Genomic DNA, 21,476 nt, shown 5'->3' with positions numbered 1-21,476 from the left:
GTCAGCGCACCTGGCCCAGCCACTGGAGGGTGCGGCGGATGTCGACCGGGAGCGGGTGGCCCGGGCCGTGCACCCGGTCCGCGTCGAACAGCAGCCGGACCAGGGTGTCGTGGGCGGCCGGCCGGTCGCCCAGCGAGAGCAGCAGGTGCGCTATCCGGCGGCGGACCTCCAGCGGCAGGCCCGGGTCCGGGTTGGCGTAGTGGTTCTCGAACAGGGGCAGCAGCGAGCGGTACTCGGCGAGGGCGGCCGCGGGCTCGCCGAGCTGCTCCAGGCACTGGGCCGCGTCGTAGCGCAGGCGCAGCGCCTGCGGGTCACCGGCGGGGAACTCGTCGGCGAGGCGGCGCAGTTCGGGCAGGGCGCGGCGGAACTGGCCGTCGTCCATCAGCGTGGCGGCGTACTGCTTGCGCAGGGAGCGGACCACCGGCGAGTGTTCGCCGTGCTCGGTGGCGGCCGCCGGGAGGATGCCGCCGAGGATGTCCACGGCCCGGGTGAGCTGGCCCTGGTCCAGCAGTTTGCGGGCCTCGTCCACGGCGCCGGGGATGTCCGGGCGGGGCGGGGCCGGCGGGTCGGCCGGGCGGGGCGGGACGACCGCGGCCCGGTCCGGCCAGGGTGCCTGGGGGCGCAGGAAGGGGCGGGTGGGATCCATGGGGCCGCTCGGGGTGCGGCTGCCGCGGGCCGGGAGCAGGGGCGCGAGGGCCTCGTACACCTCCTGCGCGGAGCCGGGCCGGTCCTGCGGGTCCTTCGCGAGGAGGCGCTGCATCAGCACTTCGAGCTCCTGCGGGATCTCGGGGCGCTGCGGGCGCACCGGGGCGGGGGGCTCGTAGAGGTGGCGGTGCAGCACGCCGAGGGCGGTGGATCCGGCGAAGGGGACGTTGCCGCTGAGGAGTTCGTAGAGCAGCACGCCGAGGGCGTACAGGTCGGTGTACGGGCCGACCGCGCCGCTCATGGCCTGTTCGGGGGCCATGTAGGCGGGGCTGCCGATCGGGGTGCCGGTGCTGGTGAGCCGGGTGGTGTCGGTGTCCATCACGGAGGCGACACCGAGGTCCAGGACGAGGACGCTTCCGTCCGGGCGGACCATCACGTTGCGGGGCTTGAGGTCGCGGTGGACGATCGGCACCGCGTGCACCGCGGAGAGCACCGCGCACAGCTGGGCGACGACGGCGACCGCCCAGGTCCAGGGGTACGGGTCGTGCGCGGCGAGGTGGTCGGCGAGGTCGGAGCCCTCGACGTAGCCCATGACGAGGTAGAGCTCGTCGCCGTCGTTGCCCGCGTCGTGGACGATGACCAGCCCGGGGTGGTCGACCTGGGCGGTGACCCGGCACTCGCGCACGAAGCGGCGGCGCAGTTCCTCGGCGACCGTGCCGGGCCCGGCGACCTTGTCGGGGCGCAGCAGTTTGACGGCCACGCGCCGGTCGAGGCGCCGGTCGTAGGCCGTCCACACCTGGCCCATGCCGCCCTGGCCGAGGATGGTGGCGAGCTGGTAGCGCTCGCCGATCAGGCGTTCCCGCTCGGTCACCGGTTCGGGTCCTGGATCGCCGTGCTGTTCGGGTCCTGGTAGGGGCCGCCGGGCTGCGGGGGCTGCGGCGGGCGGTCCCGGCCCTGCCGGCGCAGGAGCTCGCTGAGCTCGTCGAGTTCGGCGCGGACCTGCCCGATGCGGGGCGGCGGGGTGTGCGGGGACGTCTGCGGCGGGACCTGCGGGGGCGGCGGCGCGGGGGCCTGGCCCCGCGCGGGCGGGTAGCCGTAGGAGGGGGTGGTCTGCTGCCCGGTGTACGGGGGCTGCGGGGCCACCGGGTACCAGGGCGCGGCCGGGGCGAGGGCCTTGGCCTCGTGGTGGCGGATGTCGCAGACGAGGTAGTACACGCAGATCGCGAAACCGGTGAGGATCGAGCCACCGGCACCCAGGTCGCTCTGCCAGCCGCTGGTGTCGGGCGTGTGGTCCATCTCGATGAAGGCGATCCAGACCACCATCAGCACCCCGCTGATGACGAGCAGGGCCCAGTCGCGGGCCTTGCGGGTGAGGATCGCGAGCCTCAGCATCGACCCCCAGGAGAAGAACCCGCAGCTGAGGACGGGCAGCGCCGTGAACAGCACGCGCAGCGTCATGTCGCTCCCCGACAGGGGGCGGTGGCCGTGGGGGCCGGGCTGCGGCGGGAGGCCGGGGCCGTGCATCGGTGCTCCTGACGAGGCGTACGGAAGGGGTCGGGGTCTGAGCGTATACAGCCTTTCCGGCCGTCCGTGAGGGGATGGACGCAACCGTTGCAGGGTCGCAGTACGGCCGGGACGGCGCGCACCGCCGCCCGCCGCGCCCGGCCGCCCCTGACCTACGCTCGGGGCAGGAACCGTTCTTCCACGGGGGAAACAGCATGCGCAGCCGTACCAGAACCACCGCCGCGGCCCTCGCCGCCACGACCCTGCTCGGCGCGGGGGCGGGCGCCTGCGTGCCCGGCGGGGGCGCGGGCAGGGCGGCGGAGGCCGGGCGCGCGGCCCGGGCCGAGGCGTCCCCGTCCGCCCCGGGCACGGCTTCGCCACCCTCCCCGGGCGGCGGCCCGCTCGCCGGCCGGTCGGGGCAGGAGGTCCTGAACCGGGCCTACGCGGCCACGCGGGCGGCCGGGTCGGCACACGTCTCGGCCCGGCTCGACTTCCTGGGCAAGGAGATGCGCATCGACCTCTCGCTGGACAAGAAGGGCGACTGCAACGGCGCCGTCCGCCGTGAGGGCATGGGCACGATGGACATCATCAAGTCCACCGAGCTGGTGCACTTCCGGGGCGACGCCGCCTACTGGCGGGGCGCGGCGAAGGAGCAGGGCACCCCGCAGTGGCAGACGGAGCAGGTGGTGGCCGCCTTCGCCGGCCGCTGGGTCAAGCTCCCCCTGTCGGACCGGCGTGCCGCCCCGCTGACCCGTGCCTGCGACCTCGGCATGCTGACCGACGGCTTCGGCAAGGGCAGCCCGCTCGCGCGCAAGGGCGAGAGCACCACGGTCGGCGGGAAGCCCGTCCTGGCGGTCACCTCCCCGGCCGCGAAGGGCGCGCAGACCGATTACGTCGCCACCGAGGGCGAGCCGTACGTCCTGAAGTCGGTCGTCAGCGGGGACCACGACGGCGAGGCGCTGTTCTCGGACTTCGACGTCCCCGTCGACACCGCTTCGCCGCGGGACTCCGAGGTCGTCGACCTGTCGGGGACCGGCGGCGCGGCGGGCGAGGCGATCTGAGCGGGACCTACGCGGACCCGCGCCGCCGTACGTGCAGGTGGCCGCTGAGCGGGAACTCGGGCGGCGCGGCGGGCAGTCGCCCCTCCAAGCCGTACCCGCTCTTGACGGCGACGCGGCAGGAGGCCTCGTTGTCCTCTTGGTGGAGGAGGTCGAGGCGCTCCAGCCCCGCGCCGGCGAAGGCCCCGAAGGCCCAGGCGGTGAGGGCCTCCAGGGCGCGCGGGGCGACGCCCAGGCCGCGGGCGTGCGCCGCCGTCCAGTAGCCGACCTCGGCCGACGGCCCGGTGACGGCGGGCCGCTTGAGGACGGTGGCCCCCACCAGCAGACCCGCCTCCTCCTCCAGTACCGCGAAGCCGTACCGGGTGCCCAGCTCCCGGTCCCGGGCGTGGTCCTCGACGAACATCAGGCCGTCGGACTCGCTGTCGACCGGGTACCGGGTCCGGCGGCGCAGCACGGGATCGGCGTACGCGCGCCGCAGCGCGGGCACGTCCGCCCGCCGCCAGGGGCGCAGGAGCAGGGCGGGGCGGCCCGCCGTCGGGGCGCAGCGGAGCGTGACGCTGGGGGTCATCATCCGATGATAGGCAGCCCCGCGGACGCGTCCCGGCCGGTCCGCGGGTCCGCCCCGCCCGCCGGACGGCCTACGAGCCGAGGATCGTGGTGAGGAACTCCCCGGTCCAGCCCAGCAGTTCGCGCCCGACCAGCGGCTTCCCGCCGACCCGGGCCGTCTTCGGCCGGGGCACCAGCACCTGCGAGGTGGCCGGCTTGAGCACCGTCCCCGGGTAGAGCCGCTTCAGCCGCAGTTCCTGCGACTCGCGCAGCTCCACCGGGCCGAAGCGGATGTTGGGCCCCTGGAGGGTGATGTCGCCGACCCCGCAGGCCCGCGCGAGCATCCGCAGCCCCGCCACCAGCAGCAGGTTCTCCACCGGCTCGGGCAGCTTGCCGTAGCGGTCGGTGAGTTCCTCCCGCACCGCCTTGACGTCCGCCTCGGAGTTGGCCGCGGCGATGGACCGGTAGGCCTGCAGGCGCAGCCGCTCGCCCGGCGCGTAGTCGTGCGGGACGTGCGCGTCGACCGGCAGTTCGATCTTGACCTCCAGCGGCGGCTCCTCCTCCGCGCCGCCCTCGATGGCCGCCCGGTAGTCGGCGACGGCCTCGCCGACCATCCGGATGTAGAGGTCGAAGCCGACGCCCGCGATGTGGCCGGACTGCTCGCCGCCCAGCAGGTTGCCCGCGCCGCGGATCTCCAGGTCCTTCATCGCCACGTACATGCCCGCGCCCATCTCGGTGTGCTGGGCGATCGTCGCGAGCCGCTCGTGCGCGGTCTCGGTGAGCGGCTTCTCCGGCGGGTACAGGAAGTACGCGTACCCGCGCTCGCGGCCGCGCCCCACGCGCCCGCGCAGCTGGTGCAGCTGGGAGAGGCCGAAGTTGTCGCCGCGCTCCACGATCAGGGTGTTGGCGTTGGAGATGTCGATGCCGGACTCGACGATCGTCGTCGAGACGAGGACGTCGAACTTCTTCTCCCAGAAGTCCACCACGACCTGTTCCAGGGCCTGCTCGGACATCTGCCCGTGCGCCGTCGCGATCCGCGCCTCGGGCACGATCTCGCGGAGCTTGGCCGCCGCCCGGTCGATGGACTCGACCCGGTTGTGGATGTAGAAGCACTGCCCCTCGCGCAGCAGCTCGCGGCGGACCGCGGCGCCGATCTGCTTCTCCTCGTACGGGCCGACGAAGGTGAGCACCGGGTGCCGTTCCTCCGGCGGGGTGGTGATCGTCGACATCTCGCGGATGCCGGTCACCGCCATCTCCAGGGTGCGCGGGATCGGGGTGGCGGACATGGTGAGCACGTCCACGTTGGCGCGGAGCTTCTTCAGCTGCTCCTTGTGCTCGACGCCGAACCGCTGCTCCTCGTCGACGATGACCAGGCCCAGGTCCTTGAACTTCGTCTCCTGCGAGAACAGCCGGTGGGTGCCGATGACGATGTCGACGGAGCCCTCGCGCAGGCCCTCCAGGGTGGCCTTGGACTCGGTCTCGCTCTGGAAGCGCGACAGCGCCTTCACGACGACGGGGAACTGCGCGTACCGCTCGGAGAAGGTCCCGAAGTGCTGCTGCACGAGCAGCGTGGTCGGTACGAGGACGGCGACCTGCTTGCCGTCCTGGACCGCCTTGAAGGCCGCGCGCACCGCGATCTCGGTCTTGCCGTAGCCGACGTCGCCGCAGATCAGCCGGTCCATGGGGACCGACTTCTCCATGTCCTCCTTGACCTCGGCGATGGTGGTGAGCTGGTCGGGCGTCTCCGCGTACGGGAAGGCGTCCTCCAGTTCCCGCTGCCAGGGGGTGTCGGGGCCGAAGGTGTGGCCGGGGGCGGCCATGCGGGCGCTGTAGAGCTTGATGAGGTCGGCGGCGATCTCCTTGACCGCCTTCTTGGCGCGGGCCTTGGTCTTCGTCCAGTCGGCGCCGCCGAGCCGGTGCAGCGTCGGGGCCTCGCCGCCGACGTACTTGGTGACCTGCTCCAGCTGGTCGGTGGGGATGTAGAGCCGGTCGCCGGGCTGGCCGCGCTTGGCGGGCGCGTACTCGACGAGGAGGTACTCGCGGGTGGCGCCCTGGACGGTGCGCTGCACCATCTCGATGTAGCGGCCGACGCCGTGCTGCTCGTGGACGATGTAGTCGCCGACCTCCAGGGTGAGGGGGTCGATGGACTTGCGGCGCCGGGTCGGCATCCGGCCGAGGTCCTTGGTCGCGGTGCGCTGGCCGGTCAGGTCGGTCTCGGTCAGCACGGCCAGTTTCAGCGCCGGGTCCACGAAGCCGTTGTCGAGGGAGCCGCACGTCACGTGGACGAGGGACGGTTCCAGGGTCCGCAGGTCGGACTCCAGCCGGGCCGCGATCCCCTCACCGCCCAGCACCTCGACGGTACGGGCGGCCGGGCCGTGGCCCTCGGTGAGGTAGACGGTGTGCCAGCCGTCCGCGATCCAGCCCTTGGTGTCGGCGAGCGCCCGGGCGGTGTCGCCCCGGTAGGCCTCGGGGGCGTGCATGCCGAGCTTCAGGGTGTCCGCGGCCAGGCCGGTGTCGTCGGCGGCGAACGGGGACACCGACCACCACATCATGCCGAGCTCGCGGGCGTGGTCGCGGACGTCCGCGATCCCGCGCAGCGAGGCCGCGCCGACGTCGATGGGGGCCTGGCCGCCGCCCGCGGTGGCCGCCCAGGAGGCCATCAGGAACTCCTGGGAGGTCGCCACGAGGTCGGCGGCGCGGGTGCGCACCCGCTCGGGGTCGCAGACCACGGCCATGGCCCCGGCGGGCAGGACGTCGATCAGCAGCTCCATGTCGTCGACGAGGACCGGCGCCAGGGACTCCATGCCCTCGACGGCGATCCCCTCGGCGATCTTGTGGAGCAGTTCGCCCAGCTCCGGATGGGCTTCGGCCAGCGCCGCGGCCCGCTCGCGCACCTCGTCGGTGAGCAGCAGTTCCCGGCAGGGCGGGGCCCACAGCCCGTGCTCGGCGATCTCCAGGGAGCGCTGGTCGGCGACCTTGAAGTAGCGGATCTCCTCGACCTCGTCGCCCCAGAACTCCACGCGCAGCGGGTGCTCCTCGGTGGGCGGGAACACATCGAGGATGCCGCCGCGCACGGCGAACTCGCCGCGCTTCTCGACCAGCTCGACGCGGGCGTACGCGGCCGCCGCGAGGGCCTCGGTGACCTCCCCGAGGTCCACGCTGCGCCCCTGTCGCAGGCTGACCGGCACCAGGTCGCCGAGCCCCTTGACCTGCGGCTGGAGCACCGAGCGGATCGGCGCCACGACCACCGAGACGGGGCCGGCGGCCGGGTCGTCCTTGCTGGGGTGCGCGAGCCGGCGCAGCACCGCGATGCGGCGGCCGACGGTGTCGCTGCGCGGGCTGAGCCGCTCGTGCGGAAGCGTCTCCCAGGACGGGTAGTCCACCACCTCGTCGGGCGGCAGCAGCGAGCGCAGCGCGGCCGCGAGGTCCTCGGCCTCCCGCCCGGTGGCGGTGACCGCGAGCACGGTCCGCTCGGTCCGGGCGGCCAGCGCGGCGATCGCGAAGGGCCGGGCGGCGGGCGGGCCGACGAGGTCCACGTGCATGCGGTTGCCGTCCCCGGCCGCGGTGACCGCCTCGGCCAGCGCGGGATCCCGGGTGACGGCGTCGAGCAGTCCGTGCAGGCTCATGAAGGGGGCTTTCCATCCTGGGGAAGGGCGTGGAGGGACAACGCGAAGGGCCCGACACGAGAACGGGCCGGGGGTTCCCACCCTACGACGCGACGATGTCCCCCGCGCGGGGGATTGCGGCCCCCGCGGGGTGACACCGGCCCGGAGCGGGGGGTTCCGCACCGGGATGACAATCTGTCCGTATGTCCACGTCCGGGATCCCCCAGGCCGCCCGGGAGCCCGGCGCCGCCGCCGCCGCATCCAGCCCGCCGCCCGTTCCCGGCCCCCCGGTCCCGCGGACGGACGGGCGCCCGCGGGCGCGGGCGCGCCTGTCGGCGGCCCTGCACCCCGCCCGGATGCGCAACCTGCCCGGAGTCCTGCGCCGCCCGCCCCGGGGCGGGCTCCCCGCGCGGCCGGGACGGGCCGCGCACCGGGCCCCGTACGCGCTCGTCGGCGCGCTGTTCCTCGCGTACGCGGTGCTCTCCGTCTCCCGCCACCGCCGGCTGGAGGAGAGCTCCTGGGACGTGGGCATCTTCGAGCAGGCGGTCCGCGCGTACGCGCACCTGCGCCCGCCCGTGGTGGACCTGAAGGGGCCGGGGTTCAACATCCTCGGCGACCACTTCAGCCCCGTCATCGCGCTGATCGCCCCGCTCTACCGGGCCTTCCCGACACCCGTCACCCTGCTGCTGGTGCAGGCCGCGCTGTTCGCGCTGTCGGCCCTGCCCGTCACCCGGGCCTCGGTGCGGCTGCTCGGGACGGCGCGGGGGCTCGCGCTGGGGGCGGCCTACGGGCTGTCCTGGGGGATCCAGCGGGCCGTCGACTTCGACTTCCACGAGATCTGCTTCGCCGTGCCGCTGCTGGCCTTCTCCCTGGAGGCGCTGCTCGCGCGCCGCCGGCGGGCCGCGCTGGCCTGGGCGCTGCCCCTGCTGCTGGTCAAGGAGGACCTCGGCGCCACCCTCGCCGCGCTCGCGCTGGTGGTCGCCTGGCGGGCCCGGGGCGAGGGCCTGCGGGCCGTGCGTCCGGCGCTCGCCACCGCCCTGGCCGGGGTACTGGCCGCCGCGGTCGTCTTCACGGTGGTGATACCCGCCTTCGCCGCCGACGGTTACCCCTACTGGGAGAAGCTCGACGGCGACGGCGGCCCGCTGGGCGGCCTCGGCACGAAGCTCACCACCCTCGGCTGGGTCCTGGTCCCCACCACCGGGCTGCTGGCGCTGCGCTCCCCGCTGCTGCTGGTGGCCGTGCCCACCCTCGGCTGGCGGTTCCTGTCGGGGGACGCGCACTACTGGTCCACCGACTTCCACTACAGCGCCGTCCTGATGCCGGTCGTCTTCCTCGCGCTGGCCGACGCCCTCGACGCCGCCCGGCGCGACCGGCGGCCGTGGCTGCGCGCGTACGCCCTCCAGCTGCCCGGCGCCCTGCTCGCCGCTGCCCTCGCGCTGAGCGCCACGAGCCTGCCGACGGCCCGGCTCGGGGAAGCGGCGACCTACCGGGAGCCGGCCCGGGTGGCCGCCGTCGAGGCACTGCTCGCGCGGATCCCGGACGGGGCGGACGTGGAGGCCGACAACGGCGTGCTGACCCGGCTGACCTCGCGCTGCCGGGTCTTCTGGATCGGCAACACCCAGGGGGTGCTCCCGGCGTACCTGGTCTTCGACAACTCCACCGGCTGGGCCGGGGAGGACCCCGTCGCCTACGCCGCCCAGCTGCACCCGGGGTCGCGGTTCGTCCCGGTGGGCGCGGCGGGCGGGGTGGTCCTGCTCCGGCGGGTGCTCTGAGGAACGGCCCGGACGGACGGCGGCGCCGGTCCGGTGCCGCCCTCGCGGACGGCCCCGGACCGGCGCCCCTTCCCCCGTGCTCCCCCCGTTCCCCCGTTCCCCCGTACGACCGCCCCGCGCCGGTTACTCGCTGGCGATCGCGTTCAGCACGTTCATCCGCCCCGCCCGGAACGCCGGGACCAGCGCGGCGAACAGGCCCACCAGGGCCGAGCCGGCGAACACCCCGAGGATGGTCGGCCACGGGATCTCCAGCACCTTCAGGCCCTGGAGGGCGAGGAGCTGCTGGGCGGTGGCGCCCCAGCCCATGCCCAGCCCGAGGCCGAGCAGCGCGCCGAACAGGGCGATGACCACCGACTCCAGGCGGATCATGCGGCGCAGCTGGCGGCGGGAGAGGCCGATGGCGCGCATCAGGCCGATCTCGCGGGTCCGCTCGACCACCGAGAGGGCCAGGGTGTTCACGACACCCAGCACGGCGACGATGATCGCGAGCGCGAGGAGGCCGTAGACCATGTTGAGCAGCTGCCCGACCTGGTCCCTGAGGTTCTCCTTGTAGTCGGTCTGGTTGCGCACCGTGTACTGCGGGTACTCGGCGAGCGCCGTCTTCAGCGCCGCGTACGCGCTGTCGGCCTGCCCCGGCTGCGCCTTGCCCATCAGCATGAAGGGGTGGGCCAGCTGCTCGGCCGGGACGTTGGCCTCGGCGGTCGCGGTGCTGATGTACTTCACGCCCTTGTCGATGTTGCCCTCGTCCGAGGTGATCGCGGCGACCTTCAGCCGGACGGTCTTGCCGCCGGTGAAGGCGACCGTCAGCTCGTCGCCCACCGTGACGTGGTGCGCTTCGGCGTAGAGCGAGCCGACCGACATGGCGCCCGGCGCGTACGCGTCCTCGTGCCGGCCGGCGAGCGTCTTGCGGCGCAGGTCCTGGGCGTAGGTCGGGTCGGTGGCGCTCAGGTCGCCCTGCAGGCTGGAGCCGTCGGGAGCGGTGATCTTCGCCTTGACCTCGCGGTAGGCGGTGACGTGGTCGAGGCCCTTGACGGCGCGCATGGCCTGCTCGGCCTGCGGCACGACCGGCTGCATGGCCGCGGAGTCGACGATGTAGTCGGCGCCGACCGTCCGGTCGAGTTCGTCGGTGGCCGAGGACACCATCGAGGAGCCGACCACCGAGAGGCAGGCGACCAGCGCCAGTCCGATCATCAGCGCGGCGGCCGTGGCACCCGTACGGCGCGGGTTGCGCAGCGCGTTGCGCTCGGCGAGCCGGCCGACGGAGCCGAAGGGCCGCAGCACCGGGGCGGCGAGCAGCCGCACCACGACGCCGGCCAGCAGCGGGCCGATGACGATGAAGCCGATGAGGCTGAAGAACACCCCGAGGGCCAGCCACAGCGATCCGGTCCCGGCCTTGTCCGCGGCGGCGGCCAGGAAGAGGGCCGCGCCGCCGACGGCGGTCAGGACCAGGCCGAGGGCCGCGCGGATCCGGCCGGCCTTGCGGTCGCCGGGGGTTCCGGCGTCGCGCAGCGCGGCCATCGGGGAGACCTTGCCGGCCCGGCGGGCCGGGACGTAGGCGGCGACGACGGTGACGACGGTGCCGAGGGCCAGGCCGATGACCGGGGTCGTCCAGCTGACGGTCAGATCGTCGGTGGACAGGTGCATGCCCATCTGGCCCATGAGCTTCATCAGGCCGACGGCCAGGCCCACGCCCGCCGCGACTCCGGCGAGGGAGCCGGCCACACCGAGCAGCAGGGCCTCGATGAGGACGGACCGGTTGATCTGCGAGCGGTCGGAGCCGATGGCCCGCATCAGGCCGATCTCGCGGGTGCGCTGGGCGACCAGCATCGAGAAGGTGTTGAAGATCAGGAAGATTCCGACGAGGAAGGCGATCCCGGCGAAGCCGAGCATCACGTACTTCATGACGTCGAGGAAGCCCATGTCCTTCTTGTTGGCGGCCGCGGCCTCCTTCGCGGTCTGCAGCTCGTAGGTGCCGGCGCCGACGGCGGCGGCCACGTTCTCCTTGAGCCGCTCGTCGCTCACGCCCTCCTTGGCGGTGACGTTGACGTGGGTGAACACGCCGGTGGCGCCGAGCAGCTTCTCCTGCGCGGTGGCGGTGTCGAAGTAGACGACGGCCGCGCCCGGGTTGGTCACGGTGAAGGCGGCGATGCCGCTGATCTTCGCGCGGACGTCACCGGTGACGGCGATCGTGCGCAGCTCGTCGCCGAGCTTCAGGTGGTGGCCCGCGGCGGTGTCGGCGTCGACCATCACCTCGGTGGGGCCGCGCGGCGCCCGGCCGGAGGTGATCTTCATGGACTTGAGTTCGTTCTCGGTCCAGTTGCCCGCGATGGTGGGCGCGCCGGTGGTCGAACCGAGGTTCTCGTTCTCGGCGTTGACGACGGTGACGGCGGTCGAGAAGACGCCGCCCTCGGCGGCCTTGACGCCGTCGGCCCTGCGGACGCTTTCGAGGGCGGCGGCGGGCAGCACCCGCGGCTTGCCCCGCATCGCCTCGTCGCCGCCCTCGCCCTCGCCCCCGGCGGGCGCCTTCGGGCTGACGGTGACATCGGAGCTGGTGACCGCGAACAGCTTGTCGAAGGTCGTGTTCATCGTGTCCGTGAAGACGAGCGTCCCGCAGACGAAGGCGACGGAGAGCAGTACGGCGATGGCGGAGAGCGCCATCCGCCCCTTGTGCGCGAAGAAGTTGCGTCGCGCGGTCTTCATGACGGTCACGAGGTCCGCCCGCGCGCGTCGAAGTCCTTCATGCGGTCGAGGACCTGGTCCGCGGTCGGCGCGTGCATCTCGTCGACGATGCGTCCGTCGGCGAGGAAGACGACGCGGTCCGCGTAGGAGGCGGCGACCGGGTCGTGGGTGACCATGACGATGGTCTGGCCCAGTTCGTCCACCGAGCGGCGCAGGAATCCGAGGACCTCGGCGCCGGCCCTGGAGTCCAGGTTTCCGGTCGGCTCGTCGCCGAAGATGATCGCCGGGCGGGCGGCCAGGGCGCGGGCGACGGCCACGCGCTGCTGCTGGCCGCCGGAGAGTTCGGTCGGACGGTGCTTCAGGCGGCCGGCGAGGCCCACCGTCTCGACGACCCGCTCCAGCCACTGGGGCTCGGGCTTGCGGCCCGCGATGTCCATGGGGAGGGTGATGTTCTCCAGGGCGTTGAGCGTCGGCAGCAGGTTGAAGGCCTGGAAGATGAAGCCGATCTTGTCGCGGCGCAGCCGGGTGAGCTTCTTGTCCTTCAGACCGGTGATCTCGGTCTCGTCCAGGTGGATCGTGCCGCTGGTGACGGTGTCCAGTCCGGCCAGGCAGTGCATCAGGGTGGACTTGCCGGAACCGGAGGGGCCCATGATCGCGGTGAACTGGCCGCGCAGGATGTCCACGTCCACCTCGTCGAGGGCGACGACGCGGGTCTCGCCGGAGCCGTAGGCCTTGACGACCTTGCGCGCCCGGGCCGCGACGGCGCCCCGGCCGCCGGTCCCTTCGTGCCTGGTTTCGGTCATCGCCGTTGTCACGGTGTCCCCCATGTGGTTCGTCTGCCGGTGCGGCCGCCGCTGCGGCGTCCCGTCCGCCCGGCGCCCCGCGGGTGCGCGGCGCCGACGTGAAGTCTGTGGTGCGGGGGGTGTCCGGCGCCCTGGTGCCCTTCGCCGTATCCGCCGGGGGGTTAACCCCACCCCCCGGCGCCCTCCCGTAGGAACCAGTTAAGGACGCCCCGGGACTTCCGGCCTCCTCCGGCGGGACGAAAGACCCCTGGCCCCTTGTGCTGAGGAACCCCTAGGGGACGTGCGCCCTTCGGCGGACCCGGTGTAGGGGATACCGACGGCCGCACCCCCGGTGAGATGGTGTTCTCCGCAGACGAGGGGGACGTGGTGGGGTCAGGGGAGAACAGGACGGACGCGTCCGGGGGGCGGGCGGCCGCCGGGGACGCCGCGCACCGGGGGGCCGCCGGGCAGGTGCCGCGCGGGCGGCCGCCCGCCGCCGTGGTGCTCTCGCTGATGCTCGGCATGGCCCTGGTCGCCCTGGACAGCACCATCGTCTCCACCGCCGTCCCCCAGGTCGTCGGGGACCTCGGCGGCTTCTCCGTCTTCACCTGGCTCTTCTCCGGATACCTGCTCGCCGTCACCGTGACCCTGCCCGTGTACGGCAAGCTGAACGACACCCTCGGCCGCAAGCCCGTCCTCCTCTTCGGCACGGCCCTCTTCCTGCTCGGCTCCGTACTGTGCGCGTCCGCCTGGAACATGGCCGCCCTGATCGCGTTCCGGATCGTGCAGGGGCTGGGCGGCGGCGCCCTGCAGAGCACCGTTCAGACCCTGGCCGCCGACCTCTACCCGCTGCGCGACCGCCCGCGCATACAGGCCCGGATGACCACCGTGTGGGCGAGCTCCTCGCTGCTGGGCCCGGCCCTCGGCGGTCTGCTGACCACGTACGCGGGCTGGCGCTGGACGTTCCTGATCAACGTGCCGCTCGCCGGCCTCGCCCTGTGGCTGACCGCCCGTCACCTCGTGGAACCCGTCCGCTCCCCGGGCCGCCGGGGCCCGGTGGACTGGGCCGGAGCGCTCGGCGTGTTCGCCTGCGGCGGGCTGCTGCTGTGCGCGCTGGTGCAGGGCGGGGTGGCCTGGCCGTGGGTGTCGGCGCCCTCGCTCGCGCTGTTCGGCGCGAGCGCGGTGCTGGCCGCCGTGGTGGTGCGGGTGGAGCGCCGGGCGGCGCAGCCGATCCTGCCGGGCTGGGTGTGGCGCCGGCGCACCATCGCCGCCGTGAACCTGGCGCTGGGGGCCCTGGGGCTGCTGATGGTCGCCCCCATGGTGTTCATGCCGACCTACGCCCAGTCCGTACTCGGCCTCGGGCCCGTCGGAGCCGGGTTCGTGATGGCCCTGATGACCCTGAGCTGGCCGCTGTCGGCCGCCCTGTGCCAGCACGTGTACCGGCGCATCGGCTTCCGCGACACCGCCGTCCTCGGGATGTCCCTGGCCGCGGTGATCCTGTTCTCCTTCACCCTGCTCCCGCACCCCGCCCGGCCGTGGCAGCCCGCCCTGGTCATGCTGCTGCTGGGCGCCGCCCTCGGGCTGTTCCAGCTGCCGCTGATCGTCGGGGTGCAGTCCACGGTGGGCTGGGCCGAGCGGGGCACCACGACGGCCTCCGTGCTGTTCTGCCGCACCGTCGGGCAGAGCGTGGGGGCCGCGCTGCTGGGGGCGGTGGCCAACGCGACCGTCGCCGCCCGGCTGGCGGACGCACCGGTCGCGGGGCTCCCGGAGCGGCTCGACGACGTGTCGCGGGCCCTGGCCGAGCCCGCCGCCCTCTCGCCGGCCGCCGCCGCGCACCTGCGGGACGCGGTGGCGGCGGCCGTGGACCACATCTTCCTGGGCGCGACCGCCGCGGCGGTCGCGGCCCTGCTGGTCCTGCTGCTGGTCGCGCCCCGGCGGTTCCCGGTCCTGCCCGAGGCGGAGTAGCCGCCACGCCGCCGGAGCTGCTTGTCATGCTCGGGATCAGTGAGTGACCCTCTTCACCGGACACCGCACCCGGGGGGACCCATGGCTTCCGCACTCTGCGCACTGGCGTTGCTGGCCGCCCTGGCCGGTCCCGTCGCCCTGCGCCTGTACCGCAGTCCCGGCACGGTCACCGGCCGCGACGGCCGGCTCTCCACCTCGACCACCCTCGCCCTGGCCTGGACGGTGATCCTGGTCTGGCTGCTGCTCGCGATCCTCGCGTACGGGCTCACGGCGGGCGGCGGCATCGGCTACTTCCAGCGCCCCGACGGCCCCCTGTCCACCCTGACCACGGTGTACCTGCCGCTGCTCGGCGGCCCGTACGCGGCCCTGATCGCCGCGAAGACGGTCGTCGGCAAGCGCGTGGAGAGCGGCACCCTGGCCAAGCCGGCCCCGCGGCCCACCGCCACCGGCCGCCGCCCGCTGCGCGAACTGATCGCGAACGACAGCGGCCGCACCGACCTCGTCGACCTCCAGTACGTGGCCCTGAGCGCGGTCACGATGCTCTACGTCGTCCTCTTCTTCCTCTGCGACGTCGGCGCGGGGCTCCCCCGGCTGCCCGCCGAGATCTGGGCCCTGACCGGCGCTCCGGCGGGCGCCTACCTGCTCAACAAGCTGGCCACCCGCGCCAACCCGGTCATCACCGGCGTCCACGTCGCGGACGGGCTGCTCACGGTGGCGGGCGGCGGCTTCGCCGAACCCCGCCTCACGGTGGACGACACCGCCCTGGCGGCCGCCCCGGACCCGGTGACGGGAGACCTGACGGCCCTGCTGCCGGCCGCCGCGCGTCCCCCGTTCACCGTGGTGGTCACCTCCCGCGGACTGCGCAGCGACCCGTACCACTACGCGCCGGCCACCGCGCCCGCCACCGCAGCCGCGCCCACCGCGACCACCGCGACCGTGCCGATCGCGCCCATCGTCCCGGCCGCATCCGACGCCCCCGCCGCCCCCGACCGCGGGCCCGACGCGCCCGCGCCCCGGCCCGCCTAGGGGGTGTCCTCCCGCTCCTCCTTGTGCCGGGCGTAGTAGCGGGCCACCCGCGCCCGGTTGCCGCAGACCGCCGCCACGCACCAGCGGCGGCGCGGGTGCGCCGGGAGGAACAGCAGCACGCAGCCCTCCCCCTCGCAGCGGCGCACCTCGCCCACCCGGGGGTCCGTCAGCAGCTGCGCCACGGCCTCTGCCAGCTCCGCCGCCAGCCGCCGGGGCGGGTCGGCCGTCCGGTGCGGGGCCGCAGTCAGCCCGGCCCCCGCCGTCCAGGACAGCTCGTGGTGGGCCGGGGCGCCCGCGAGCGCGGCGTTCAGCGCGGCCAGCGGCCGCGCTGGGGGCCGGTCCCCGTGCCGGGCGGCCTCCAGCAGCGGCCCGGCGGCTTCCCGCACGGCCCGTACGGCGGCCACCTCGGCCGGCCCCACCGGTCCGGCCGGCGCCAGCCGTCCGTCCTGCGCCGCCAGCCAGGCACCGAGGCCGCCGGGGTCCGCGACACGGTCCCCCGCGTTGATCAGGTCCAGGGCGAGCGGCTCGCCGAGAAGAGGGAACGACGTCATATGACTAACTCTACAGAACCCCCTTGACCCATTAGCAGCAGCTCGGCAAGACTAATGCCAACAAACCCCAAGGAGGCATGTGATGGCGATTCACCACCGCACCGTCGACGTGGCCGGAGTGTCCGTGGCCTACCGCGAGAGCGGCCCCGCGGACGCGCCCGTGCTGCTGCTCCTGCACGGCTTCCCCACCGCCTCCCACCAGTTCACCCGCCTGATGGACGCGCTCGCGGGCACCCCGTACCGGCTGATCGCCCCCGACTACCCCGGCTTCGGGCGCACCACGGCCCCCGCCGGGTTCACGTACTCCTTCGACCGGCTCGCCGACATCGTGGAGGGCTTCACCGACGCCCTCGGCCTGGAGCGGTTCGCGCTGTACGCGTTCGACTTCGGCGCACCCGTCGGACTGCGGCTGGCCACCCGGCGGCCGGAGCGGATCACGGGCCTGGTCGTCCAGAACGGAAACGCCTACGACGAGGGACTCTCCGACGCGGCCCGGGAGTTCGCCGCCCTCGCCCGGGACGTCCCCGGTGACGAGGAGCGCGTGCGGGGGCTGTTCAGCGAAGAGGGCACCCGCTTCCAGTACGAGACCGGCGTCGCGGACACCTCTCTCCTCTCCCCCGACCACCAGATCCTGGACGTCCACTACCTCGGCCTGCCGGGCCGCGCCGACGCCCAGGCCGACCTGGCCTTCGACTACGCCTCCAACTTCGCCCACTACCCGCACTGGCAGACCTGGCTGCGCACGGCCCGCCCGCCCGTGCTGGTCGTCTGGGGCGCGGGCGACCCCTTCTTCACCCCGGCGGGCGCCAAGGCCTACCTCCGCGACGTCCCGGACGCCGAGGTCCACGTCTTCGACGGCGCGGGCCACTTCGCCCTGGAGACCCACCTCGACGCCATCGCCCCGCTGATCGCCGGCTTCCTGACGAAGCTCCCCTGACCGGCGGGCCCCCGGCCCCGGCCCCGCCCCCGCCCGGCTCCGGGGGCCGCTACCCCTCCGCCGGGGCCCGGCCCGTCAGCGCCGCCAGACTGGAGCGGACGTGGTCCATGTGCGCCCGCATCTCCTCCTGCGCCTCCGTGTGCTCGCGCAGGATCCGCTCCGTCTCCCGGCCGACCCGCTCCTCGCGCACCCGGGCCTCCGCCAGCACCTCCGACGCCCGCGCCTCCGCGTCCTCCTGGCCGTGCCGCGCCGACTCCTGCGCCTGCGCGAGCCCCCGGCGCGCCTCGGACAGCCGGGCCTCGGCGTACCGCTCCTGCTCCGCGTACCGGGCCTCCTGCTCGGCCTCCCGGGCCGCCTGCTCCCGCCCGGCCGCGTCCCAGCGCTCCGCGTGCTCCTTCTCCTGCTCGGCCAGCAGCGCCTCCCCCCGGCGCCGCGTCTCGGCGGCGGCCGCGACCGCCTCCGCCCGCCAGCCCTGCGCGTCCTCCCGCGCCTCCTCGCGGGCGCCGTCGGCCTCCCGCTGCGCCCGCATCAGCCCCTGGCGCGCCCGCACCTCGGTCTGCTCGCGCACCGCCTCCGCGTCGTGCCGGGCCAGCTCCTCGACCCGGGCGGCGTGCGCGTCGGCCGCGCCCATCGCCTCCGCCGCGTCGGCCCGCGCGTCGCCGCGCAGGACCTGCGCCTCCTCCTCGGCCAGCGCCAGGATCCGCCGGGCCCGCTCGCTCAGGTCGTCGTACGTCTGCGGGGCCAGCGAGGACACGGCCTCGCGCAGCCGCTCCGCCTCCGTCTCCATCCGGTTGGCCAGGACGGTCAGCCGCGCCACGCGTTCCCACGCCTCGTCCCGGCTCCCGGACAGCCGGCTCAGGTAGCGGTCGACCTCCTCGGTCCGGTAGCCGCGGCCCCGCACGGTCGAGAAACCCTGGGGTCCGTGAGGTGACATGGGTGCACTCATCCTGGAAGCGCCTCTCTCGCGGGGATTGCTGTCAAGGATGCGTCATTTGGTGACAGAAGCCGCAATGGCCGGGCCGGGACCCCCGTCGGGGACCCCGGCCCGGCCACACATCCGATCATCCGATCAGAGCAGGCCGTCCCACATCTGCTCCAGCAGCACCGACCACCAGCTCTCCGGAGAGGCCAGTGCCGCGCTGTCGAGACCGGCCAGATTCGCCTGGAAATCGACGGTCCAGCGGCCCGCCTGTTCCGGCGTCAGATGCTGGCGCAGGCGCCACATGTGCCCCAGCATCGCCAGTGACCGGGCGAACTGCGGCAGGCTGGAGTTGACGAACTGCGGGGGCACCGGCGCCCCGCCCGGTCCGGCCTCCACCGGCACCGCCACGATGTGCGCGGTGCCGTACTGCACGCAGAGCGCCTTGCCGAAGTCACTGCCGACGACCAGGTACGAGCCCGCGTCGGACGCCGGCTGCACCTGCCGCTGGGCCGCCAGTTCCGCCAGCGTCGGCACCGGCTGGCCGGGCACCGCCTGCGCCCAGAAGAAGGGCCCGAAGTCCACGGGCAGGCCCGCCCACATCAGGGTCTGCGCCACGATCTCCGGGACGCCCTGGCGGGACACTGCCCGCTGGTCGAACCGGAACACCCCCTGCGGCCCGAACGCCCCCATCAGCTCCTGCGCGATGGCGTCCATCGGGATGGCCGGCTGGAGCGGAACCTGCGGCAGCGGCGCGCGTACGGGCGCCGGGCGGGCCGGACCGTCCGCCACCTGGTGCAGCTCACCCTGATGGGTGAGCAGGTGCCGCATGCCCTGCTGACGTCCCGCGTGGTCGGTCCCGTACGGGGCCACGCTCGTGATCCGCACCTGCGGCCAGGTCTCCCGGATCATCCGGGCGCAGTAGCCGCCCGGCAGTTCGCACGAGGCCAGCTCCGTGTGCAGCTCCAGCACCTGCTGCGGCGGCACGTTCATCGCGCGGAGCTCGTAGAGGATCTGCCACTCGGGGTGCGGGGTGCCGGGCGCCGAGCGGCGGATGAGCTGCTGCTCGGAACCGTCGGGCGCGCGGTAGCGCAGTACGGCCTGGTAGCCGGGGCCGACCGTGGGCGCGCCGGAGGGCGCCGGGGGCTGCGGCGCGGGCGGCCGCCCGCCACCGGGGGCGCCGGGAGCGCCGGGCGGCGGCACGGCGGCGGGACCGGCGAGCATCGTCGCGGCATGGTCGATCCCCCCGCCGGGAGCCCCGGGCGGCCCCGGAGGCGTCGGCGCACCGGGAGCACCCGGCGGCCGCGGTGGCTGCACCACGGCGGGACCGGCCAGCATCGTCGCGGCATGGTCGATCCCCCCACCGGGAGCACCAGGAGCCCCGGGCGGACCGGGAGGCGTCGGCGCACCGGGAGCACCCGGCGGCCGCGGCGGCTGCACCACGGCAGGACCGGCCAGCATCGTCGCGGCATGGTCGATCCCCCCACCGGGAGCCCCGGGAGCACCAGGAGCCCCGGGCGGACCGGGAGGCGTCGGCGCGCCGGGCACACCCGGCGGCGGCGTCGGCGGACCGGGCGGCCGCGGCGGCTGCACCGCGCCGGGAGCGGCCAGCATCGTCGCGGCGTACTGCGGCGCACCCCCGGGCGCACCCGGAGCACCGGGCGGCGCGGGCGGCTGCGGAGCACCCTGCGCACCCGGCCGCGGGACGTGCGCCCTGCTCGTCGGCGCGTCGGCGATGTCGGCCGCCTCGGCCCCGAGCCCCAGCGCCGGCGCCACGGCCGTGTTCGGCAGCCGGCTGCCGCCCGCCATCAGCGTCGTCTTCGCCTCCGGGGCCACCCCCGGTCCCGCCGGGCGCTCCTCCAGGTCCGAACCGGACAGGGGCGGCGCGAACACCGTCGCGGGCAGCGGTACGGAGGCCTCGTCGGCACCGGAGTTCACATCGGTGCCGGCCCACGGCGTGGCCCCCGAGGGCACCCCGTCGTTGGCGGTCGGCTCGTGGGGGACCTCGGCGCCCCGGCGGGCCGGTACCGGCTCCGCCGCGGCCGGCCCGGCGGCGGACGGCACCGCCGGCGGGATCCCCGCCCGGTCCGCCGCCTCCTGGAGCCACTCCGGCGGGCTCAGCATGAAGGAGGTCTGCTCCGAGTCGATCCGCGGCTGCGGCACCGAGGCCTGCGCGGCCGTCGCGGCCGCCCCGTACTCCTCCTCGTAGCGCCGGATCACCTCACCGACCGGCAGCCCCGGCCACAGGGTCACCTCGCCGCTGTCCCGGGCGATGACCAGCCGCTGCCGGCCGCCGCCCGACACCGGCCCGGCGGACCGGTCCTCGGCCCACACCACGAAGCCCAGCCCGAACTCCCGTACCCGCACCTCACGGTGCTGGTACGCGGGCACGTCCCCGTTGATCCACTCCTCGGCGCGCTCCTGCGCCTGCGCGAACGTCACCATGGCGCGATCACCCCTCACCCAACGCGGCGTCGGTCACCGGAACCGAGCGTGCGAATCCGCCGTCCACCATCAGACCGGCCACCGTCTCCAGCTCCGGCGGGTTGCCCGCCAGCCCCTCCAGGAAGGCATCGAAATCGGCACCGCACGGCAGCAGCAGCCGCTCCACCCGCTCCTGGACCGACCAGCCGTCCCGGTCGCGGGCGTCGTCGTACGGGGAGAACCAGACGGACCCGACGCCCTCGCCCCGCACCTTGACCGCGAGCAGCCCGCCCTGCACGAAGGCCACGCACAGGTAGTCCTTCGTCAGGTGGTCCCGCAGGCACTTGTTGACGTAGACGAGGTCGTTGACCGCCGCCTCCTCGCGCACCGTCAGGAACGGCTGGTCCACCAGCATCCCCAGCTCCACGAAGAGCCCGGCACCGGACGGCGCGCAGCCGCCCGCCGCCTTCAGGAAGGAGCGGTACGCCTCCGGCAGCCGGTAGCCGAGGTCCTCCTCGACGCCCTGGACCTGCTGCTCGGACACCGACACCAGGGTCTTGGGCAGTCCCAGGTGCGCCGGACGGGACTCCTGGAGCGGCCGGGTGCCGCGCTTGCCGTGGTCCACCGGGGCCGTCGCCAGACCGGCGTGGTGCCGCAGCAGCGCCTTCACCTCGACCGGTACCAGCTCCATGCGGCGGGACCCCGCCACGTGGTGCCAGGTCCAGCCGTGCGGGGTCGCCACCGGGCCGACCGTGTCCCACAGGGCGTGCCCGGCCTCCCGCATCGCCGCGTTGGCGGACACGATGTCCGTCAGGCGCAGCTCGTCCACGCCGAAGCCCTCCGGCGGCTCGGCGATCTCCACCGCCGCGCGCGCGTACCGCGAGAAGTCGGGATGACCGTCCCCGTCCATCCGCACTCCGTGGGGATGGCGGGCGGCCCGGACCGGGTCCGGGAAGTGCACGACCTGCCCCGAGTAAGCGGCGTTGGGTGGCGCGGCCTGCTGCCCGAGCCGACCTGTCGTCATGGCGGTAGCCCCCTGCTGGATCTGGCTGGTTCACCACAGC

Annotated in this window: 15 protein-coding genes; 5 read left to right on the top strand and 10 right to left on the bottom strand. The window is 74.6% G+C overall.

Annotation, left to right across the window (positions count from 1 at the left end; translation table 11 throughout):
• Nucleotide 1: 1 nt before the first annotated feature.
• Together ACGFXC_RS23530 and ACGFXC_RS23525 are read right to left on the bottom strand one after the other, a co-directional pair.
• On the bottom strand, nucleotides 2-1,516 hold the full coding sequence (locus ACGFXC_RS23530; protein WP_393715745.1) for a protein kinase: 1,515 nt from the start codon (nucleotides 1,514-1,516) through the stop codon (nucleotides 2-4).
• On the bottom strand, nucleotides 1,513-2,169 hold the full coding sequence (locus ACGFXC_RS23525; protein WP_393715743.1) for a hypothetical protein: 657 nt from the start codon (nucleotides 2,167-2,169) through the stop codon (nucleotides 1,513-1,515). The genes ACGFXC_RS23530 and ACGFXC_RS23525 overlap by 4 nt, the downstream gene beginning before the upstream one ends.
• Nucleotides 2,170-2,363: 194 nt before the next feature.
• Here ACGFXC_RS23525 and ACGFXC_RS23520 point away from each other — a divergent pair, with 194 nt between their 5' ends.
• The gene (locus ACGFXC_RS23520) at nucleotides 2,364-3,209 is read left to right on the top strand and encodes a hypothetical protein (RefSeq protein ID WP_393715741.1); all 846 of its coding nucleotides are present in this window, start codon (nucleotides 2,364-2,366) and stop codon (nucleotides 3,207-3,209) included.
• A gap of 7 nt (nucleotides 3,210-3,216) precedes the next feature.
• Here ACGFXC_RS23520 and ACGFXC_RS23515 read toward each other — a convergent pair whose 3' ends face one another.
• Complete coding sequence (locus ACGFXC_RS23515; RefSeq protein WP_393715739.1) at nucleotides 3,217-3,774, bottom strand: GNAT family N-acetyltransferase; 558 nt, start codon at nucleotides 3,772-3,774, stop codon at nucleotides 3,217-3,219.
• Nucleotides 3,775-3,844: 70 nt separating this feature from the next.
• Nucleotides 3,845-7,378, bottom strand: coding sequence for a transcription-repair coupling factor (mfd, locus tag ACGFXC_RS23510; RefSeq protein WP_393715737.1), 3,534 nt, complete (start codon nucleotides 7,376-7,378; stop codon nucleotides 3,845-3,847).
• Between the two features lie 182 nt (nucleotides 7,379-7,560).
• Here mfd and ACGFXC_RS23505 point away from each other — a divergent pair, with 182 nt between their 5' ends.
• Nucleotides 7,561-9,129 carry a DUF2079 domain-containing protein gene (locus ACGFXC_RS23505; RefSeq protein ID WP_393715736.1) on the top strand — a complete coding sequence of 523 codons (1,569 nt, stop codon included), beginning with the start codon at nucleotides 7,561-7,563 and terminating at the stop codon, nucleotides 9,127-9,129.
• Between the two features lie 123 nt (nucleotides 9,130-9,252).
• Here the strand turns inward: ACGFXC_RS23505 and ACGFXC_RS23500 are convergent, their stop codons facing one another.
• Together ACGFXC_RS23500 and ACGFXC_RS23495 are read right to left on the bottom strand one after the other, a co-directional pair.
• Nucleotides 9,253-11,838 (bottom strand): ABC transporter permease, encoded by a 2,586-nt coding sequence (locus tag ACGFXC_RS23500; protein WP_393715734.1) that lies wholly within the window; start codon nucleotides 11,836-11,838, stop codon nucleotides 9,253-9,255.
• A complete protein-coding gene (locus ACGFXC_RS23495) occupies nucleotides 11,835-12,611 on the bottom strand; it encodes an ABC transporter ATP-binding protein (protein WP_393715732.1) in 777 nt (258 codons plus the stop codon). Before ACGFXC_RS23495 ends, ACGFXC_RS23500 begins: the two co-directional genes overlap by 4 nt.
• 336 nt (nucleotides 12,612-12,947) lie before the next feature.
• Here ACGFXC_RS23495 and ACGFXC_RS23490 point away from each other — a divergent pair, with 336 nt between their 5' ends.
• Both ACGFXC_RS23490 and ACGFXC_RS23485 read left to right on the top strand, forming a co-directional pair.
• Entirely contained in the window at nucleotides 12,948-14,555 is a 1,608-nt protein-coding gene (locus ACGFXC_RS23490; protein ID WP_393715730.1) for an MFS transporter, read from the top strand.
• Between the two features lie 81 nt (nucleotides 14,556-14,636).
• Entirely contained in the window at nucleotides 14,637-15,581 is a 945-nt protein-coding gene (locus ACGFXC_RS23485) for a hypothetical protein (RefSeq protein WP_393715728.1), read from the top strand.
• Here ACGFXC_RS23485 and ACGFXC_RS23480 read toward each other — a convergent pair.
• The gene (locus tag ACGFXC_RS23480) at nucleotides 15,578-16,132 is read right to left on the bottom strand and encodes a CGNR zinc finger domain-containing protein (RefSeq protein ID WP_393715726.1); all 555 of its coding nucleotides are present in this window, start codon (nucleotides 16,130-16,132) and stop codon (nucleotides 15,578-15,580) included. The genes ACGFXC_RS23485 and ACGFXC_RS23480 overlap by 4 nt on opposite strands.
• An 82-nt stretch (nucleotides 16,133-16,214) precedes the next feature.
• On the opposite strand from ACGFXC_RS23480, the gene ACGFXC_RS23475 reads away from it, so the two are divergent.
• The gene (locus tag ACGFXC_RS23475; RefSeq protein WP_393715724.1) at nucleotides 16,215-17,069 is read left to right on the top strand and encodes an alpha/beta fold hydrolase; all 855 of its coding nucleotides are present in this window, start codon (nucleotides 16,215-16,217) and stop codon (nucleotides 17,067-17,069) included.
• A 49-nt stretch (nucleotides 17,070-17,118) separates the two neighbouring features.
• On the opposite strand, the gene ACGFXC_RS23470 is transcribed toward ACGFXC_RS23475, so the two are convergent.
• The 3 genes from ACGFXC_RS23470 to ACGFXC_RS23460 all read right to left on the bottom strand — a co-directional run bounded on the left by ACGFXC_RS23470 (nucleotide 17,119) and on the right by ACGFXC_RS23460 (nucleotide 21,436).
• Nucleotides 17,119-18,003 carry a cellulose-binding protein gene (locus tag ACGFXC_RS23470; RefSeq protein WP_393715722.1) on the bottom strand — a complete coding sequence of 295 codons (885 nt, stop codon included), beginning with the start codon at nucleotides 18,001-18,003 and terminating at the stop codon, nucleotides 17,119-17,121.
• A 135-nt stretch (nucleotides 18,004-18,138) separates the two neighbouring features.
• The gene (locus tag ACGFXC_RS23465; RefSeq protein ID WP_393715720.1) at nucleotides 18,139-20,433 is read right to left on the bottom strand and encodes an SUKH-4 family immunity protein; all 2,295 of its coding nucleotides are present in this window, start codon (nucleotides 20,431-20,433) and stop codon (nucleotides 18,139-18,141) included.
• A gap of 7 nt (nucleotides 20,434-20,440) precedes the next feature.
• A complete protein-coding gene (locus tag ACGFXC_RS23460) occupies nucleotides 20,441-21,436 on the bottom strand; it encodes an SMI1/KNR4 family protein (protein WP_393715718.1) in 996 nt (331 codons plus the stop codon).
• Nucleotides 21,437-21,476 lie beyond the last annotated feature (40 nt).

Origin of the sequence: Streptomyces sp. NPDC048507 (assembly GCF_043199995.1) — a bacterium.
GTDB lineage: Bacteria > Actinomycetota > Actinomycetes > Streptomycetales > Streptomycetaceae > Streptomyces.
The sequence above is the reverse complement of the archived record's forward strand: the minus strand, read 5'-3'. Positions and strand labels throughout refer to the sequence as shown.